General features: G+C 32.2%; 17 protein-coding genes and 2 pseudogenes. 9 read left to right on the top strand and 10 right to left on the bottom strand.

Annotation, left to right across the window (positions count from 1 at the left end; translation table 11 throughout):
- Nucleotides 1-225 precede the first annotated feature (225 nt).
- The 4 genes from N5E64_RS13215 to N5E64_RS13200 all read right to left on the bottom strand — a co-directional run bounded on the left by N5E64_RS13215 (nt 226) and on the right by N5E64_RS13200 (nt 2,066).
- Complete coding sequence (locus N5E64_RS13215) at nt 226-474, bottom strand: hypothetical protein (RefSeq protein ID WP_280037901.1); 249 nt, start codon at nt 472-474, stop codon at nt 226-228.
- The gene (locus N5E64_RS13210) at nt 461-727 is read right to left on the bottom strand and encodes a hypothetical protein (RefSeq protein ID WP_068599396.1); all 267 of its coding nucleotides are present in this window, start codon (nt 725-727) and stop codon (nt 461-463) included. Before N5E64_RS13210 ends, N5E64_RS13215 begins: the two co-directional genes overlap by 14 nt.
- An 11-nt stretch (nt 728-738) precedes the next feature.
- Nucleotides 739-1,194, bottom strand: coding sequence for a DUF5675 family protein (locus tag N5E64_RS13205; protein WP_280037900.1), 456 nt, complete (start codon nt 1,192-1,194; stop codon nt 739-741).
- A gap of 68 nt (nt 1,195-1,262) precedes the next feature.
- Entirely contained in the window at nt 1,263-2,066 is an 804-nt protein-coding gene (locus N5E64_RS13200) for a hypothetical protein (protein WP_280037899.1), read from the bottom strand.
- 95 nt (nt 2,067-2,161) lie between these two features.
- On the opposite strand from N5E64_RS13200, the gene N5E64_RS13195 reads away from it, so the two are divergent.
- Entirely contained in the window at nt 2,162-2,653 is a 492-nt protein-coding gene (locus N5E64_RS13195; protein ID WP_280037898.1) for a thermonuclease family protein, read from the top strand.
- 413 nt (nt 2,654-3,066) lie between these two features.
- Here N5E64_RS13195 and gldG read toward each other — a convergent pair whose 3' ends face one another.
- The 4 genes from gldG to N5E64_RS13175 are packed head-to-tail and all read right to left on the bottom strand — an operon-like array spanning nt 3,067 to nt 6,900.
- Nucleotides 3,067-4,737 carry a gliding motility-associated ABC transporter substrate-binding protein GldG gene (gldG, locus tag N5E64_RS13190; protein ID WP_280037897.1) on the bottom strand — a complete coding sequence of 557 codons (1,671 nt, stop codon included), beginning with the start codon at nt 4,735-4,737 and terminating at the stop codon, nt 3,067-3,069.
- Nucleotides 4,738-4,741: 4 nt separating this feature from the next.
- Complete coding sequence (locus tag N5E64_RS13185) at nt 4,742-5,470, bottom strand: ABC transporter permease subunit (protein ID WP_125349672.1); 729 nt, start codon at nt 5,468-5,470, stop codon at nt 4,742-4,744.
- 1 nt (nt 5,471) lies between these two features.
- The gene (locus N5E64_RS13180) at nt 5,472-6,017 is read right to left on the bottom strand and encodes a CopD family protein (protein ID WP_125349671.1); all 546 of its coding nucleotides are present in this window, start codon (nt 6,015-6,017) and stop codon (nt 5,472-5,474) included.
- Nucleotides 6,018-6,057: 40 nt separating this feature from the next.
- On the bottom strand, nt 6,058-6,900 hold the full coding sequence (locus N5E64_RS13175) for an S-adenosyl-l-methionine hydroxide adenosyltransferase family protein (RefSeq protein WP_114999051.1): 843 nt from the start codon (nt 6,898-6,900) through the stop codon (nt 6,058-6,060).
- A gap of 76 nt (nt 6,901-6,976) precedes the next feature.
- Between N5E64_RS13175 and N5E64_RS13170 the strand changes: the two genes are divergently transcribed.
- A complete protein-coding gene (locus N5E64_RS13170) occupies nt 6,977-7,951 on the top strand; it encodes a PhoH family protein (protein ID WP_038337083.1) in 975 nt (324 codons plus the stop codon).
- 67 nt (nt 7,952-8,018) lie between these two features.
- Here N5E64_RS13170 and N5E64_RS13165 read toward each other — a convergent pair whose 3' ends face one another.
- The gene (locus N5E64_RS13165; protein ID WP_280037895.1) at nt 8,019-8,192 is read right to left on the bottom strand and encodes a hypothetical protein; all 174 of its coding nucleotides are present in this window, start codon (nt 8,190-8,192) and stop codon (nt 8,019-8,021) included.
- 238 nt (nt 8,193-8,430) lie between these two features.
- Here N5E64_RS13165 and N5E64_RS13160 point away from each other — a divergent pair, with 238 nt between their 5' ends.
- The gene (locus N5E64_RS13160) at nt 8,431-11,364 is read left to right on the top strand and encodes a VIT domain-containing protein (protein ID WP_280037894.1); all 2,934 of its coding nucleotides are present in this window, start codon (nt 8,431-8,433) and stop codon (nt 11,362-11,364) included.
- A 79-nt stretch (nt 11,365-11,443) separates the two neighbouring features.
- Here N5E64_RS13160 and N5E64_RS13155 read toward each other — a convergent pair whose 3' ends face one another.
- A complete protein-coding gene (locus N5E64_RS13155) occupies nt 11,444-12,970 on the bottom strand; it encodes a YifB family Mg chelatase-like AAA ATPase (RefSeq protein ID WP_114999055.1) in 1,527 nt (508 codons plus the stop codon).
- A 107-nt stretch (nt 12,971-13,077) separates the two neighbouring features.
- Between N5E64_RS13155 and N5E64_RS13150 the strand changes: the two genes are divergently transcribed.
- The 6 genes and pseudogenes from N5E64_RS13150 to N5E64_RS15800 all read left to right on the top strand — a co-directional run bounded on the left by N5E64_RS13150 (nt 13,078) and on the right by N5E64_RS15800 (nt 19,850).
- Nucleotides 13,078-13,551, top strand: a complete 474-nt coding sequence (locus tag N5E64_RS13150; protein WP_038337075.1) for a cytidine deaminase — start codon at nt 13,078-13,080, stop codon at nt 13,549-13,551.
- Between the two features lie 56 nt (nt 13,552-13,607).
- Nucleotides 13,608-14,612, top strand: coding sequence for a pyruvate dehydrogenase (acetyl-transferring) E1 component subunit alpha (pdhA, locus tag N5E64_RS13145; protein ID WP_125349669.1), 1,005 nt, complete (start codon nt 13,608-13,610; stop codon nt 14,610-14,612).
- 5 nt (nt 14,613-14,617) lie between these two features.
- On the top strand, nt 14,618-16,222 hold the full coding sequence (locus N5E64_RS13140) for a pyruvate dehydrogenase complex dihydrolipoamide acetyltransferase (RefSeq protein WP_125349668.1): 1,605 nt from the start codon (nt 14,618-14,620) through the stop codon (nt 16,220-16,222).
- A 103-nt stretch (nt 16,223-16,325) separates the two neighbouring features.
- Nucleotides 16,326-17,267, top strand: a complete 942-nt coding sequence (locus N5E64_RS13135; protein WP_038337079.1) for a YihY/virulence factor BrkB family protein — start codon at nt 16,326-16,328, stop codon at nt 17,265-17,267.
- A gap of 506 nt (nt 17,268-17,773) precedes the next feature.
- Nucleotides 17,774-18,619 (top strand): annotated as a pseudogene (locus N5E64_RS13130) (IS982 family transposase).
- A gap of 417 nt (nt 18,620-19,036) precedes the next feature.
- Nucleotides 19,037-19,850: pseudogene (locus N5E64_RS15800) on the top strand (IS982 family transposase).
- The last annotated feature ends 136 nt before the right edge of the window (nt 19,851-19,986 follow it).

Raw genomic sequence — 19,986 nt, 5'->3', positions numbered from 1 at the left:
TCTCTTTTTTTCTTTTCAAAAAACATTGAATTTGAACCAAAACCACTTCCTCGATTTTATAATTTTGATTCATCTTTTTCGACAACATTCCGACTTCGTTTCGGAGATAAAGCGTACATATTCCACCTCTATAGATAATTGGGTGCAGTTATCACGCATAAAAAAATCTCACCATTACGATGAGATTTCAAAAAGTCCTGAAAGTCCTGTTAAGGTCTTTTTAGACTATTTTTTATTTGGATCATTATCTGCTTCGTCAATCTTGACAGCAGTTTGAGCAACAGCACTGGCAATCGCACCACCTAAAGCCAAATATCCAGCTACTGAAACAACCGTTGCAGGTAAAACAATGGGTGTAGCTAAGATGGTTCCGCTTATCGCAGTTAAAGCTAATCCCACATTACGAACGATTTTAAACCATTTTGGCGTTTCATTGGTTACTCGTTCTACTAAATTTAAACTATCCTTTTTCATCACGTTTATTTTTAAGATTCAACATTTCAAGAGTTGTAATTCTTGATTCTAAATATTCAACACGTTGGCTCAATAGATCATAACTGTTTTTAAATTCTGTCTTAATCAGTAAGGCCATCGTTTTAACTTCTGTAATATCCTTTTCCATTTTCTTAAAATCGGAATGTAATTGCTTAATGAAGTAAGCAACCACAGCCAATAATAAACTTGAAACTGAACCGAAAAGGACATTTAAAACCAATTCATTTTCCATAGCTTTTGATTTTAGAATTGAAAATTATTCTCGATACGAATATGATTTTCTTTGCTTTTGGCAATCTTCAAAAGTTTAGGATAAACCATATCATACGCCTTACGACTATGCGTAATTTGATAATCACCATTGATCAATTCAAAACCAAACCCAGTCAACGGACATCCTGCAGTTTGTAAATAGGTATTTCCGATATGGATGTACACATAATCAAAATTCGGAAGCTGATCAATTTCAATCATACCTTCGTGAACTTTACCCATCAGATTTTTATACTTGGTATTCATACCGCCCCAAGAATTCACAATCAATTTAAAATCACCCGTAGGAATTGCAGTTTGCTTCGGTATCTTATCGGCTCGAATCTTATCTTCTAACAAATAGCATTGAAAGATCCCATCAATGTATAAATGACTCAACGTACTTTGCTTTCCTTGAGCCACACGCACAATTTTTACTCTCATCATTTATTTAATTAAAGTGAAACAAAAAAGAGCCTTTTCAAATCGAAAAGACTCTTTAACCAACCAACAGCTTAAAAAGCATCTTCGATTTTCAAGCAGTTTCCAGAGGCGAAAGGATAATAGTTTCCGTTGACTTCTTGGAAAAACTCAATACCAATACACTGTACAACCGTAACATTATTCCCTAAAGTTGGCGCTCCTGGTAAAGCTGCCGAAATCGTATCTCCGGCATACGGAGTATTTAACGGAATATAATCCGAGTACGTAACAACATTCAATTCGTTATTAATAGGATCATCAGCTTCGTAATTTCCAGTTGTAGGATTAAATGAGAAATCAGCTAAAACAGCCAAAGCATTAATCAAACGAAAATGAGTAGATCCTGCAGGAGCAGAAATCAATTCAGCAGGATTAAATGCAGCAACAATAAAATCTGCTTCGTTTCTATCTACGTTATGCTCTACATCATAAGGTGCATTAAAAACACCATTAATCGAAAGGCGTTTGTCAAACTCAAAACCAATTAAATATTGACGTTGAGTAGAAATTTCCACTTTTCGATAACCTCTGGCTTCTGTACCATCCTCCAAATTGATTTTCTTCATTACCGAAGTCAATCGACCTGTAACTTGGCTATCCGCCATTTTACTCATGACTTGCGAAAGAGCAGTACGAAGTGATTTCCCTGCCTTAGCACAACCACCAAACTCATTCATATTTTCACGAGTACGTTCAAACTCAGGCGCAGTTTTTACTTGCTGAGCAGTAGGACCACCAACTAAACCGGCATAAAAACCAGGTTGCCCTTTAATTTTGAAATGACGTACATCTCCAATCGTACCGATGTATTTCATCAAACCTTTTTGTCTTGCCATAACAATAAATTTTTTAGTTAAACAATTGATATTAATCGTATTACAAAGTTGGTTGATTAAATTTGTATAGACAATATGTAACTAATTGCAATACAATGAAATACAGTGCTAAAGAACCTTATTATGTGGAAACATTTTATAATGTATTAGAAATCAAAGATGCAGATACTTTGGTTGTGAAACACGCTTTTTCGAAAGAAGAAAAAGAAATCAGATTATACGGAATAGATGCACCAGAAATCCGAATGAATAGAAAATTAAAAATAGATGAAGAAAAAACACATCTTCCTGCAAGTTTGTTGATCGAGTTGGGATGGGAAGCAAGAAATTACTTAACTAACGTCTTAGGTGTTGGAGATAGAATTACCATACTCACAGAAATAAAAAATGCGTACGATTTTTATCATAGGCAATTAGGTTATGTCATCCTGGAATCAGGCGAATGTTTAAATGAATTGTTGCTTCAAAATGGATATGCAAAAGCATCAAGGGACTATTATTGTTCCAAATTAGCAGAATATCAGTTGATGAATCGTACTGCTCAGCTAAATAAAGTCGGTTTATATGCTCGAATTTCCCATTTTTAAGCCCAAATCAAATGTTAAAGTTTCGTTTTTAATGGCTTAAAATCTATGCTAAACATAGACTTAAAACATACTTTTTCAATTGTTGTACTTATGTTGTACCAAATGCTATAAAATGAGTAACCAACCCACTAAAATAAAGACTTTGCAAAGAAACTTTGGATATCATAGTATTGTCCAAATGAAAAATTAATTCCAAATAATAATAGTATTAAGTAAAAATATGTAGAGATAGCCCGCATTAAGTCTAGTTTAAATGTAATCACTAAAAATAAACAAATTATCGGATAAATTGCTTATTTAGAGCTTAGAAAGTATACATTTTTAAAAATAAGACTCTAATAAGTGTATTAAATTATTTTATTTTAATATTATTGATGGAATGAATCGTATATCGTCAATTTAAAATAGTCAATCTATTTACTATATCTCTTTTTTCTAAGCCAAAATCCAGTTCCTGCTAATGCAATAATTATTGTCGTTGGGACTAAAAGATTGATCATTTGCCAAGTAGATTTTTCTTGAATAATTGCAGTTTCACTTAATAAAGGAATCTCTAATTTTCTATTTCTTAAAGCTAAAAAATCAGCATCACCTAATAAATAATCCATTGCATTCATTACAAAAGTCTGATTTGCGTATGTTTTTGGTTTTCCATCTGGATTATCTGGACGAACCGAAAATTTATTTTCTCCTAATTGCATTGGAACTCCTCTCCACAAAGCATTTTTCAAAACATCTCCGTCCGAAATGACTATCATTTTTCCATCGGTAGTTTTCGGTTTGAAATTTGGAAATTCTTTACGTTCGTAACGCGAAGCATAAGCCGAATTGAAATTACCTTCTAACAAAACTGCCATCGGAATTTTACCCATTTTATATTCTTCAGGATTCTCGATTTCTACTTCGTTTAATTGAATATAATTTAAAGCAGGTTTCAAACTTGATTGTTCAGAAGAACTCAATAAAACCGTTTGCTTAATAGTTGGATTTTTTAGTAATTCGATTGGATTTGCAAATTGGAATAAAACAGGATCGATTGAACTTGTAATTGGGTTTTCTTCTCCTTTAATTCCTAACTCAAAATAAGGCCAATTGTAATAATTGTAACTTGTATTTCCTGCCGTTTCACCATCAGCCAAAACAATTTGCGCCCCATTCATATCCTTTATAACAGCCGGATGAATGCGAACACCATAATTGAATAAGAAATCATTTAACTTCAAATCTCTTGGAAAAGCAACGATTTTTCCACTTCGGAAAATAGAATCCATTTCAGCATCGACAGTTTCCACAGCCATCATCATTTTTCCACCATTCATGATATATTGATCCAAAACCAATTTATCCATATCAGAAAAAGGTAATGTAGGTTTTGCGATAATTAAGGCGTCAAAACGTTTCAAACTATCCAAATCAGAAGGTTGTAAAGTAAACGATTTGTTTGCTATTGGATTAAGGTAGATCTCAACATCATATTTTTCTGACAAAGCAGAACCTAATCCTTGAATATTAGCTTCTGGTAATTCGTCATGATGAACGATAAAACCAACTCTTTTGCGCTCAAAATTGGTTGCTTTCTGAATTTTTTCTGCAAATAAATATTCTAATTTTTCAGTTGAAGCCAACGCTAATTTATCAAATGGAGTAGAAGGATCATTGACCAAAACCTCCATATAAGTCGATTTGTCGCCGTAAGTTAATTTTGCGTACGGATAAACATTCAAAATTCCTTTGTCGGTTTTAATCGGAACTGGAGCCAATTTATTTTGCTCTAATTCGGCTTGTCCTAAATCGACAGGATCAATAAAAGAATAAGAAATATTGCTGTTTTTTTCGCGAAGTTCGTCTAATAAAAACTGAATTTCGTTCTTCAAAATTCTGTAATCACCCGTTAAATCTCCACCCAAAAGAATTTCAATTTTAAGCGGTTGTTTTACATTTTCTACCAACTTTTCGGTTGTAGAAGTTAACGTAAAACGTTTGTCTTTCGTCATGTCAATTCGTGTGTAAACAAATTGAGCGATGATAAAAAGCGCGATAAATGCGATGAAAGTAATTAGATGTTTTTTGTTTAATTTTTTCATGGCACTATTTTTTATTTTCAAGATTAACGATTGAAATTTGATTTAAAATTCCAATCAAAATCAAAAAGTAAAGTAAATCTCGTGTGTCAATAATTCCTTTCAAAAACTGGTTGTAATGTGTAAAACTTCCAATTTTTTGAACATAGAAATCCATCGAACCAAGTAAATTATATGACGCTAAACTTTCGAATCCATAAAAAATAATGAAGCAAAAGAAAACCGACAAAACATAAGCCATTACTTGATTTTTGGTGATAGATGAGGTAAATAAACCAATTGCGGCGAATAAACTTCCTAGAAAGAAAAGTCCTAAATAGCCAGAAAAAATTGTTCCGTAATCTAGTTCTTGTTCAGGCATCAAAAATTCTTGTAATGTAATGGTGAACAAGAAAGTTGAAAGCAGACAAAAAACGATAACTGAAACGACAGCTAAATATTTGCCCCAAATAATTTGGTTATCTTTTATAGGTAGTGTGAATAACCACAATAATGTGCCATTTGCTTGCTCTTCCGCGATTAATTTCATGGTTAAAGCAGGAATCATGAATAGAAAAATCCAAGGTCCTACAAAGAAAAAACTATTTAAAGTAGCATTTCCTGTGTTGAAAACATTGAATTCGTTATCAAAAAACCAAAGGAATAAAACCGAAACGATAACAAATGTTGCGGTTGCTAAATAGGCGGTGAAGCCTAAATAAAAATTGGAAAACTCTTTTTTGAAGATTGTCCACATGTTATTTTTTATTATTACGATTAATTAAACGCACAATAAGCATAAGTAGTATACCACAACCAAAGAAACTGACAATTGACCAATACCAATCTCGACCAAAATCTGTTTTTTGAATCACAGCAAACACGATAACAAATAATAAAATTGTTGCCAATTCATTCATCATTCGCAGTTGAACAGAAGTGTATTTGAAAACTTTATTTTGGATTTGTTTCAACGTTCGCCAACACCAAAAATGATAAATTAATAAAACACTTATCATCCCCAATTTACTTTTCATCCAAGGCATATACAGCAAACCTTGATTTTTGTAAAGCATATTCAATCCCATTGTGATCAAAATAACCAAAGCAGGAGCGGTAATTACATTCCATAATTTTTTCTCCATGTAGGTATATTGATCCTGCAAAATTGATTTTTTTGGTTCTTCCATTTGTTGTGTTTCTGTATGATAAATCATCAAACGAACAATGTAAAATAAACCAGCAAAGTAACTTACCACAAAGATAACGTGTATTGCTTTGTATATTAAATAATTATAAGTCATATAGTTATTGTAAACTCTCTAATACTAAATTTTCTCAGCGTTAATTTTCAAATTCAATTGTAATTGTATCGTTTTTCTTTAATCCCATTAACTGATTCGCACCTCCTGATATTGTAGGATTACTTTTGTATAAAGTAACTTCTAAAAATCCTGCCGAATTAAACAAACACAATGTTCGCCCAAAAGCTTGCACCTCTTTGTTAAAATCTTGTACAACTTCATTGTAATGCTCATAAATAACAGTAATATCGGTCATCGAGAAATCTTTCTGACGAAGCAAAATTTTATATTTTCTGTCTTGTGCAATTTCATCGAAAAAATCTTTCGAAATATTACTCACAACATTTCCAAAATGATCAATATAAATCACATTTCCTATGATATATTTATCATCGCGATAAATTGGTTTCAACTCATTCAATTGCTTCATTTCGGTACGTTTGTTCCCTAAAAGAGCAGGAACTCCGCCGCGCGCCAAGTGACATGCAACTGGTACAAAACAATTTTTCATTGGAAATAAACTGTCTATTCCTTCTGGATAAGCAGTGATTTCGTAAATTTCTTCTGGTTGATTTTTTTGGCAAATCAAGGATAAAATTCCATTATCTGCACAAATAAAATAATGATGATTGATTAATGCACAAATCGGCTTCTGATAAGGTGTACTTAAGGCATTAATTCCAATAATATGTATAGTTCCGTCGGGAAATTCTTCGTAAGAATTACGAATGATATAGGCAGCTTCAGATAAATCATAGGGATTAACATGATGCGAAATATCTACAATTGTAACATCGGCCAATTCTTTTAGAATTGCGCCTTTAACGCTAGAAACAAAGTAATCTTTGACTCCAAAATCCGATGTTAATGTAATAATTGCCACTATTCTCTAATAATTAGCAAATATATTGTTTATTATTCTTTATTTTTGTGTAAGTGAACCAAAAAAACAATCTCATTTGACAGAAATTAATATTGAATTAGCCGAAATTAATGCTCAAGATTTTTATGGTGCTAATAATGAACATCTAAAAAGAATCAAAGAATATTATCCAAAATTAAAGATTGTTGCTCGCGGAAGAGAGTTAACAGTATTTGGAAATGAAGATGTTCTGAAAGTATTTGACCAAAAAATGCAACGAGTAATTCAGCATATTCACAAATACAATCGACTATCTGATCGCGAACTCGAAATCATTATGACCGAAGATAATAATGAAATGCTTCAAATGAAAAAAGAAGATGAAATTATTGTACACGGTGTAAATGGTAAAATCATCAAACCTCAAACGCCTAATCAACAAAAGCTGGTACAAACTGTTTACAACAAAGATATGGTGTTTGCAATTGGTCCTGCTGGTACGGGAAAAACCTATACGGCTGTTGCATTGGCGGTACAAGCGTTGAAGAACAAAGAAGTTCGCCGAATTATTATGACACGTCCTGCCGTAGAAGCTGGAGAAAATTTAGGTTTTTTACCAGGTGATATGAAAGATAAATTAGATCCATATTTACAACCTTTGTATGATGCGTTGAAAGATATGATTCCGTTCGAGAAACTTTCGTCTTATACCGAAAAAGGAGTGATAGAAGTAGCGCCTTTAGCATTTATGCGTGGTCGAACATTGGACGGAGCTTTTGTAATTCTTGATGAAGCACAAAACACAACCTATGCTCAGATGAAAATGTTTTTGACGCGTATGGGAAAAAATTCTAAATTTATTATCACAGGAGATCCAGGTCAGGTCGATTTACCACCAAAACAAAAATCTGGTTTACGTGAAGCGATTAATATATTGAAAGATGTAAAAGATATCGGATTTATTTATTTGGATGATAAAGATGTTGTTCGACACAAAATTGTTCGCGAAGTCTTGAAAGCTTACAAAGTGAGCGAAGATAAAGAGCGAGAGAAAATAGATATTAAAAAATAAATCAAAAAGCCAATTGTTTCTAAGAACAATTGGCTTTTCGATTTAATATTTATGGCAGAATATTAAATTATTCTTTTAGTGGATTAGTTTTTAAAGTAAAACCTAAAATGTTAAATACTAATCCTATTGGCAAAATCATTCCTGCAATTAAGCTCATTCTATTAGAATCAGAAAATTCTAAGATTAATAAAATTGAAGTTAATATTAAAACTAATCCCGTTATATATAATATATTTTTCATTTTATTATAAATTGTAATTCAATCAAATATAATGATTTATTTCTGATTTTGTAAAAAAATATTCGATTCTAAAATCAAGTTCAGAAAGATAATTTTGATAATGCGAATCAAGTAAATGTGATTCTGACAAAAGGGGAAATCTGAAATAAACTTATAACTAACAACTCAACACTTAAAACTTTTTCACATCAACCAACCTTTTTGTAATTTGTTGCATCTAACTTACAAATCAAACAATATGAAAAAGTTATTTTCTTTTTTCTTTGTTTTTGTTGGAATGTTTTTTTCTACAAAAATAAATGCGCAAGATATTCGAATCGGATTTCCGCGTATCGAAATTGGTGAACGCCCAGACGAAAATTCTGTGAGTTTGCAATCGATGAATGTGCAAGTTGAGATTTTTGGAAATTTGGCCAAAACGACAACAACTTTAGTTTTTACAAATTCATCAAGTCGAAATCTTGAAGGGAATTTAGTTTTCCCTTTGCCCGAAAACACGACTGTTAGTGGATATGCAATTGATATTAATGGAAAATTGCGAAATGCAGTTCCTGTTACAAAAGTGCGTGCGGTTGAGGTTTTCGAAAGTATTCAGAAGCAAAATATCGACCCTGGAATCATCGAAAAAGTAGAAGGAAATAATTTTCGAACTCGTATTTCTCCGATTCCAGCAAAAGGTTCACGTACGATTCAGTTATCGTATTACCAAGAATTAAAATTGGATAAATCGTCGTATCAATATCATTTGCCGTTAGATTCTTCGAAAAAAATTGCGAAGTTTAATTTGACAACAAAAGTGTACAATGCTGCTGGAAAACCACAATTGATTGAAACGCCAGATGGTTCGTTCAATTTTTCGGAAAATAGTAATATATATGAAGCAAATTTGTCGAAAACAGATTTTACACCTAAAAAATCATTGATTATTAATCTTCCGAAATCGCCGAATAATGTAGAATCTTTTGTTCAGAAAAATGTAGATGGTTCGGTTTATTTTTATGCGAATTTATTGGTTGATGCAAAATCTCAACCAAAAGTTTGGTCAAAAAATATTGGAATTATCTGGGATAATTCGTTGAGTGGTTTGAAACGAAATCATCAAAAAGAGTTAGAATTTTTAGATAAAATTATTTCTCAACAAAAAAATCTAAATATTGAAGTTTCGTTATTGAATTTTTCTTTGGAAAAATCGAGATTTTTTCAAATTAAAAATGGTGATTGGTCAGAATTGAAAAAATATTTGGAAAATGTGACGTATGATGGAGGAACAAATTATGCGAAAATTCTTCCAGCAAGTCTGAAAGCAGACGAATATTTATTGTTTTCGGATGGAATTTCGTCTTTTGGCTCGAATATTTTTAATATAGATAAACCTTTTTATACAATTGCATCTTCGCCGACTTCTAATTATGGCGTTTTGAAAATGATTGCGCAAAAAGTTGGAGGAAAATTTATCAATCTAAATGAAAATTCTGTAGAAAATGCGTTCAAACAAATCAACGAAAGTTCGGTTCAATTCTTAGGAATTATCAATAATACAGCGGGAGAAGTTTACCCAATTTCGACAAATGATGTGAACAATGGAATTTCGATTTCGGGAATTTCTCAATATCCAAATGCAAAATTAATGATGATGTTTGGACGAAACGGAAAAGTGGAATTCAATAAAGAATTGGATTTGAGTAAAGCAACTCAAAATCTTGAAATTAGTAAAATTTGGGCGCAAAGTAAAGTGAATTATTTAGAACTGAATCTAGAACAATATAAAACAGAAATTGAAGAAATTGGAAAACAATTTTCGATTGTAACGTCGAACACAAGTTTGATTGTTTTGGAAAATGTTTCGGATTATGTAAAGTATAAAATCAATCCACCAGCGGAATTGCAAAGTGAATTTAATAAATTATCGAAACAAGGTTTTGAACAAAATGAAACTCGAAAAGCTGATTTGTTGAAAAATGCAATTGCGAAAGCAAAGGAATTGAAAGAATGGTGGAAGAAAGATTTTAAATATATAAAACCAAAATATCCAAAACCTGTTGGGGATTCTACAACTTATTTAGAAGAGACTGTACAAGTGAATATGGTAATGCCAGAGCCTAGAACAACAGCTGTAATGGAGATGGAATCTAGTGCAGAACAAGCTATGGTAGTTACAGCAAATGGAGTGAGAAGAGAATCGAGAAGTTTAGGTTATGCTTCGGCTAATTTTGTTGCAGATAAAAAAATGAAGGATGAATCATCAGCTTCGGTTCCGGAAATTAAAATAGTCAATGTAAAATCGGATAAAGAATACATGAAGTTGATAGAAGCGTCTAAAAATCCATATCAAACTTATTTAGATTTGAGAAAAGATTATGCCGAAACGCCTGCTTATTATTTTGATGTGGCAACATTTTTCTTTCAGAAAAAAGAAAAAGAAACTGGTCTTAAAATTTTAAGCTCGATTGCAGATCTAGGTTTAGAAGATGCAGAATTGTATAAAATGTTAGCATACAAATTGAAAGAAATTGAAGAATATCAAACCGAATTATTTATCACAAAAAAAGTCTTGGATTGGCGACCTTTTGATGCACAAAGTTATCGTGATTATGCCTTGGCGTTACAAGACAATGAGCAATATCAATCGGCTTTAGAATATCTGTATAAAGTATTAACGAATGATTATTCAGTAGAAATTGCCAATCGTGATCGAGATATTACGGAGATTATTGTTCCTGAAGTTAATAATTTGATTTCGCTTCATCGAAAAGAATTGAATTTATCGAAAATTAATAAAGATATCATTGTTGATATTCCGGTTGATATTCGTGTGGTGATGAATTGGAATAAAGATATGACCGATATTGATTTGTGGGTGACGGATCCAAATGGCGAGAAATGTTTTTACGGACATCGTACAACTGCGATTGGTGGACGAATGAGTGAGGATGTGACGCAAGGTTTCGGACCAGAACAATTTATGTTAAAAAAAGCGATCAAAGGAAAATATAAAATAGAAACGAATTTTTTCGGAGAAAGACAAATGAGTATTTCAGGGCCAACAACTATTTCGGCAGAGATTTACTTGATGTATAGCTCAGGAAAACAAGTGAAGAAAATGATTACTTTCCAGAATAACAAGCCAAATTCTGGCGGCGAAGGAATTTTGGTTGGTGAATTTGAATTTTAGTAAATGGAAAAGGAATCTTGAAAGAGATTCCTTTTTTTTGCATAACGCATAATTCATCATTCATCATTAATAATTAAACTCACATCCACTGATTTCGATCCAAACTTCTATACTGAATAGCTTCACTAATATGTTTTGAAAGAATAGTTTCAGAATTATCTAAATCTGCAATTGTTCGTCCAACCCTAATAATTCGATCATACGCACGAGCAGAAAGATTTAATTTTTCCATAACAACTTTGATTAAATGCTTCGAATGATCATCTAAATCACAAAAAGTATCCAACTCTTTTGGTCCCATTTGCGAGTTGTAATGGACTTTTGTATTTTCAAATCGTTTGGTCTGGATATTTCTTGCATTAATGACACGTTCACGAATCACAGCACTTTTTTCGCCACGACGTTCTTGCGACAAATCATCAAACGGAACAGGATTCACTTCGATATGTAAATCAATTCGGTCCAAAAGTGGTCCAGAAATTTTATTCATATAACGTTGCATTTCCGCTAAAGAGGAAGTGTTGTTTGGATCATCCATAAAATAACCGCTCGGACTTGGATTCATAGAAGCTACTAACATAAAACTCGCAGGATAATTCACAGTGAATTTTGCCCTCGAAATTGTGACTTCTCGATCTTCCAAAGGTTGACGCATAACTTCTAAAACAGTGCGCTTGAATTCAGGTAATTCATCCAAAAACAAAACACCATTATGCGCCAAAGAAATTTCTCCAGGTTGTGGATAAGAACCACCGCCGACTAAGGCGACATCCGATATAGAATGATGTGGACTAGAAAAAGGACGACTTACAATTAATGATTTGTTAGATAATTTTCCAGCAACGCTATGAATTTTTGTTGTTTCGAGCGCTTCTTGTACGGTCATTTTCGGAAGAATTGAAGCAATTCGTTTGGCTAACATTGTTTTTCCACTTCCTGGAGGACCGATCAAAATAATGTTATGTCCTCCTGCAGCAGCGATTTCCATCGCACGTTTTACATTTTCTTGACCTTTTACATCAGCAAAATCGAAAGGATAATTATTCATTTCACTAAAAAAATAATCATCTAAATTAACTTGATGAGGTTGTAAAATGATTTCTTCGTTAAAATAATCAACAACTTCTCTGATGTTATTAACCGCAAAAACATCGATTCCTTCTACAACAGCTGCTTCGTCTGCATTTTGTTTGGGTAAAATAATTCCTTCGAAACCTTCTTCTTTTGCTTGTATTGCAATCGGCAATGCACCTTTTATAGGTCGAAGTGAACCATCTAGCGATAATTCGCCCATCATTATAAATTTATGGAGTTGTTCAGAATTTACTTGCTCCGAAGCTGCTAAAATTCCAATTGCGATTGGTAAATCATAGGCAGAACCTTCTTTTTGTAAATCTGCTGGCGCCATATTAATCGTGATTTTTTTACCAGGTAATTTCAAATTAGAATTTTTTAGTGCAGCATTTATCCTAAAATTACTTTCTTTTATTGCGCTATCGGGCAAACCAACCAAATGATACCCGACACCTTGATCAATATTAACTTCCACAATAATTGTTTTTGCGGAAACTCCGAAAATAGCACTTGCAAAAATTTTCACTAACATAAAATATTTTTTTATAAATTTACTTCCTTTTTCTATTGAATAAAATAGCTGAGAGGATTTAAGTATTTAATAATTAATTAAATAATACACTTTGGTGTAAATTCTATATGAAAAAAGAAAAATATTCTTTTGAATTTGAACGATTCGAGAGTAAATCTGAGCTTGCAGCAGAACAAAAAAAAGTAGTAGAAGAGGCTTATGATATTTCGTTGAATGCATATGCGCCTTATTCTAATTTCAATGTTGGTGCATCTGTTCAATTAGAAAATGGAGAAATTTTTTCGAGTTCAAATCAAGAAAATGCTTCGTATCCAGTCGGAACTTGTGCCGAAAGAGGTTTATTGGCTTATGTAAATGCAAACTTCCCAAATATTAAGATTGAAAAATTGGCTGTTTCTACGCCAAATGTCAATTATCCATTGCCTCCATGCGGGATGTGTCGACAATATATTTTAGAGATTGAAAAGAAACAATCGCAACCAATCGAAATTATTTTATCTGGAAAAGAAGGTGATGTTTTGGTGATAAATTCTGCTAAAGATTTGCTTCCATTACATTTTACTGACGAATTTTTAGGGTAGCAATTTTGTACACTAAATAGATTAGTTTAAATTTGTTCCAACGGAATTGTGCAATTATGGAAAAATTAACGCAAGAAACGTACCTACAATGGTATCGTGATATGACTTTTTGGCGTCGCTTCGAAGATAAGTGTCGTTCATTATATTTAAAGCAAAAAATTAGAGGTTTCTTACATTTATACAATGGTCAAGAAGCTTTACCAGCCGGTTTTATTCATGCAATGAAACCTGGTGTAGATCATGTGATTACTGCTTATCGTTGTCACGTTTGGCCTATGGCTTTGGGTGTAGACCCAAAACGTATTTTGGCTGAATTATGTGGTAAAGAAACAGGAACTTCTCATGGTTTAGGAGGATCTATGCACGTTTTCAGTAAAGAGCATAATTTTTATGGTGGACACGGAATCGTTGGTGGGCAAATTCCATTAGGAGCAGGAATCGCTTTTGGTGATAAATTCTTTAATCGCGATGGTGTTACAATCTGTTTAATGGGAGATGGCGCAACTCGTCAAGGTACATTACATGAAACATTTAACATGGCGATGAACTGGAAATTACCAGTTGTTTTTGTTTGCGAAAACAATCAATACGCTATGGGAACTTCTGTTTCTCGTACTGCTAACCACGAAGATATTTGGAAATTAGGTTTAGGATACGAAATGCCTTGTATGCCTGTAGATGGTATGGATCCTGTAAAAGTTGCAGAAGCAGCTTACGAAGCTATTGAAAGAGCGCGTCGTGGAGATGGACCAACTTTCTTAGATGTACGTACATATCGTTATAGAGGTCACTCTATGTCTGATGCTGAGCCTTATCGTACAAAAGAAGAGGTGGAAGAGTACAAACAAGAAGATCCAATCTTGAATGTTGAGAATCATATCTTAGTAAACAATTGGGCAACTAAAGAACAATTAGATGCAATTATTGATGAAGTAAAAGTGATGGTAGAAGAATGTGCAGAATTTGCAGAAAACTCTAACTATCCAGAAGAACACGTAATGTATGATTATATCTATTCAGAAGAAAATTATCCATTCTTAGATAAAATCGAAAACAACTAAAAACCATGGCAGAAATTATTACAATGCCTCGCTTAAGCGATACAATGGAAGAAGGAACTGTTGTAAAATGGCACAAAAATGTAGGAGATAAAATTGCTGAGGGTGATATCTTAGCAGAAATCGAAACAGATAAAGCAATCCAAGAATTCGAATCAGAATTTGATGGAGTATTATTATATCAAGGTGTTGCAGAAGGAGTGTCAACAAATGTTGATGAAGTTTTAGCAATCATCGGAAATGAAGGAGAAGATATTTCAGGTTTAATCGGGGGTGGAGCAAAAGTTACGACTGAAGTTAAAGAAGAAAAATCAACTCCCAGCGAAACAAAAACAGAAGAAGCAAAACCTGTTGCAGAAATTCCTGCAAATGTGGAAGTAATTACAATGCCTCGTCTTTCTGATACAATGGAAGAAGGAACTGTAGTTGTTTGGCACAAAAATGTTGGAGATCAAGTTGCGGAAGGTGATATTTTAGCAGAAATTGAAACAGATAAAGCAGTGCAAGAATTCGAATCAGAATTTGATGGTGTTTTATTATATCAAGGAGCTAAAGTGAACGAGCCTGCACCAGTAGATTCTGTTTTAGCAATTATTGGTGAAGCTGGTACTGACGTTTCTGCAATTGTAGCAAACGGAGGTAAAGTTGCTGCACCAGCAGTTTCTACAGAAGTTGTTGATGACGAAAAACCAGTAGTTGTACAATTAGATGTAAATAATAAGGTTGAAGAAACTTCTTCTTCTGATCGTATTTTTGCATCGCCATTAGCAAAAACAATTGCAAAAGATAAAGGAATTAATTTAGCAGAGGTGAAAGGTTCTGGTGATAATGGACGTATCGTGAAAAAAGATATCGAAAATTATCAACCATCTGCTCAACCAAAAGCGGAAGCAAAATCTGAATCAGTTAAACCAGCTCAAACTTTTGTTTCTGGAGAAGATAAAGTGATTCCAAATTCTCAAATGAGAAAAGTTATCGCTAAACGTTTGGCTGAATCTAAATTTACAGCTCCTCATTATTACTTAAATGTAGAGTTGGATATGGATAATGCGATTGCTGCGCGCAAACAATTAAACTCAGTGCCTGATACGAAAATTTCATTCAACGATATGATTGTGAAAGCATGTGCAATGGCTTTACGCAAACATCCAGCTGTTAATTCTACTTGGACAGATACAGAAATTATTCAACATGGAGATATCAATATCGGTGTGGCAGTTGCTGTAGAAGATGGTTTATTGGTTCCTGTTGTTAAAAATACAGATCAAAAATCATTTGCTCAAATTTCTGCTGAGGTCAAAGATTATGCAGGTCGTGCAAGAGATCGCAAATTAAAAGCAGATGAAATGGAAAAATCAACATTCTCTGTTTCAAACTTAGGTATGTTTGGAATCGAATCATTCACATCGATTATCAATCAACCAAACTCTTGTATCCTATCAGTTGGTTCAATTATTCAAAAACCAGTTGTAAAAGACGGACAAGTTGTAGTTGGTAACACAATGAAATTATCTTTAGCTTGTGATCACAGAACAGTAGACGGAGCAACAGGTGCACAATTCTTACAAACATTAAGAATGTACATCGAAAATCCTGTTACAATGTTAGTGTAAGCTAAGATTTAATATATTTTTTTAAAGACCATTCATCGAATGGTCTTTTTTTTGTTATAGATTTTATGAATTTGTATCTTTAATCTCTAAAGTAATTAATTTAATGAAGCAACTAAAATTCTACTTTAATATTTTAAAACAGACAATTGTTGAATTTGGTGAGGACCGAATTATGAAATTGAGCGCTTCGTTAACTTATTACGCATTGTTTTCACTTTCACCATTAATTCTGATTGTAATTTCCAGTGCAAGTTTATTCTTTAAGAAAGATGCTATCGAAAACCGAATGTTTTATGAGCTTAAAAATATTGTTGGTCCAGATGTCGCTTTAGCTGTACAAAATTTTGTTACAAATTCTACCATTTCAGGAGATAGTTCGCTTGCTTTATATATAGGTATCGGAATTTTGATTTTTGGTTCTACAACAATGTTCACCGATATGCAAGATAGTCTCAATCTTATTTGGCGTGTCGAAGCAGTTCCTCGTAGAGCTTGGTTGAAATTTGTAATAAATAGAGGGCTTTCATTTTTGATTATCCTTTCATTAGGAATAGTTTTAATAGCAACAGTAATATTAAATAGTATATTAATGAGTTTTGGAGAAGAAATTTTCAGTCTTTTCGAACTCGATACCATTATGACGAAGACCACAGTTATTCTTCTTAATAATACATTGAGTATTTCAATCTCGATTTTGATATTTTATATTCTCTTCAAGATTCTTCCCGATGCACGTATCAAAGCAAAACAAGCTTTTGTAGGAGCGTTTTTTACGGCGATTCTATTCTTTATTGCAAAATATTTAATTGGTATTTATATCGCAAACTCCAAATATTCTACCATTTTTGGATCGGCAGGTTCGTTGGTTATTCTTTTGTTGTGGATTTATTATGTTGCAACAATTCTATATTTCGGCGCAAAATTCACAAAAGTATTTGCCGAAGCCAAAGGTTACCCTATTATTCCAAAACGAAATGCGAAGCTCAGAAAAGTATCGTTTATTGATTATCAACTCGATAAAAAAGATTATGAAAGTATAGATTAGTTACTAATTTATTTCGCTTCTCGAAACCTCTCCCGAGCCCATAACCCAAAAGTAGCCGCTGCCTATTTGTTTGATTCAGCAAATATTCACCGCCTAATCATTTCATACAGTGAAAATACAAAACTCGAGTGTAATGATTCACCATTTTTTTTCAACTCGAACTGTCAACAAAATTAAAACTCTTGAAAAACAATTGTACTTTTCGTCAGTTCGAGTGAAAATCTCTGATTTTAGTATCGGGAACTTAGACGAATTGCTGTCAACTTTCAACCGTCCAAAAAAAGTATTGTATACACTCTACTGCCACTATGTTGCCTTCATCCTGCCTTAAAGTAGGGAGTAAGCTGCAATTACGAATTGAGGATATGGCTGATTTTTTACAAAACTTAAATCAAAATTATGATTAAAAATATTAGTTTTACCCGTTGTGCATTTTGATTACTAAATAATAAAGTTGTTCATTTGATTGAAAATCAGTAAATTGTTTTAAGTACAAAACATTTACAATGAACAACTTACTTACAAATTATGAAAGAATATTATAAGTTCTACGAAAATATCCACAGATACACTTTTAATTTATCAACGTAGAAGACCTAAACTTTTTGATTTATAACTCATAAATCTTGTCTTAACAGCTAAATTTATGGGTATTGATAGTGAAAATCATTTATTTCGAAATCTTCCTAAAGCGCTAAGTTGTAAAATTGAGCGTAGTATTTACAATCGTAGAAAACGAAGATTATCAGAGCAAATTAATAATATTCGACTCAAATTAGCGAAAGAATTTAATGAATTTAAAAATTGTTTTATCGTTGATATTATGCCGTTGGAAGTTTGTGAAATAACAAGAATTAATCACTCTAAATTTTGCAAAGAGCATCAGTTTTGTGCACCAAATAGAGGTTTTAGTGCTTCTCAGCAATTGTCTTTTTATGGCTATAAACTTCATGCTGTTTGTTTTTTAAGAGGTGTTTTCTAGAGTATTGATATTAGTCCCGCATCTGTTCATGATATTTATTTTTTGAAAGATATAAAATCTCAACTATCAGATTGAGTGCTACTTGGTGATAGAGATTATTTGTTACAAACAATTCAAATTGATTTATTTAATGAAGTTCATATACAATTAGAAACACCGAAAAGGTCCCTTCAAAAAATATCAAAAATGAATTGAAACTTTTTTTTCTCAACTATGTGATTAATTTATGATTATACGCAATTATGCAAAGACTTTTGAGGGGTTTAAAACCAGAATTCTAGCTAAAATTACTGCACAAACATTGAATCAGTACATTATTAAAATACACTTAAATCGAAATATTAATAATCTAAAAACTCAAATTATTTAAAGTGAAAAACGGTTAAAAAAACCTATGTTTATATTTTGCTTAGAGAAATAGTGTGTTAAAAAGTGTTAAAATCCTGTATCGGTGTATATCGAAAATGACACTTTTCTGTATCGGTTGTGTATCCGCGCTGTATCCATTCTGTATCCATTGTATATCCGTTCCGTATGGTTTGTTCGGTGTTCGTGTATCGAAATGTAAACATTATGTTTCTAGATATGAGTATTGAGAGGGTTGGATATCTCCCTGAATTTTCCAGTATAAATAAAGCTACATATTTTAAAAATTGTAAATTATTATTAAACTCAAAGATCGTATTATAACTAAAGCTTTATACCTGTTATACATTTGATTAATAAATAATAAAGTTGTCCATTTAATTGAAAATAAGTAAATTAATTTGAATACAAAATATTTACAATGAACAACTTACTTTCGAATTGCGAAAGAATATTAGAAGTTCTACTAAAAATATCCACAGATACACTTTTAATTTATCAACGTAGAAGACCTAAACTTTTTGATTTATAAATCATGTTTTAACAGCTCAATTTATGGGTATTGATAGTGAAAATCATTTATTTCGAAATCTTCCTATAGTGCTAAGTGTAAAATTGAGCGAAGTATTTACAATCGTAGTACTTAAGGGAGATTATCAGCGAAAATTAATAGTATTCAACTCAAATTAGCGAAAGAATTTAATGAATTTGAAAATTGTTTTATCGTTGATAGTATACCATTTGAAGTGTGTAAAATAGCAAGAATTAATCGCTTAAAAATTTGAAAGGAATATCAGTATAGTGCACTAAATAGAGGTTTTTGTGCTTCTCAGCAAATGTCTTTTTAAGGCTATAAAATTTATGCTGTTTGTTCTTTAATAGGTGTTTTCCAGAGTATTGATATTAGTCCTGCATCTGTTCATGATTTTCATTTTTTGAAATATATAAAATCTCAACTATCATATTGAATACTACTTGGTGACAGAGATTATTTGTTACAAACAATTCAAATTGACTTATTTAATGAAGCTAATATTTGATTAGAAACAGCGAGAAGATCCAATCAAAAAGATTATAAACCTCAGTTTTATCTCTTCAAAAAGTACCGAAAAAGAATTGAAACTTTATTTTCTCAACTATGCGATTAATTTATGATTAGACGTAATTATATAAAGACTTTTGAGGGGTTTAAAACCAGAATTCTAGCTAAAATTACTACAATCTTCTCCTATTAACTCGAAAATTGTTACTCAAAAACCTCCTACTTTATGTCTAAAATTATCGATCTTTCGTTTTTAATCAAAAAAAATAAAAAATATTTCCCATCGTACCAGCAACTTAAGGGAAGAATGTAAAATAATTGTAAAATGA

This window comes from Empedobacter sp. GD03739 (genome assembly GCF_029843245.1).
GTDB classification, from domain to species: Bacteria; Bacteroidota; Bacteroidia; order Flavobacteriales; family Weeksellaceae; genus Empedobacter; species Empedobacter falsenii_B.
This window is presented reverse-complemented; position numbering and strand designations above follow the sequence as displayed.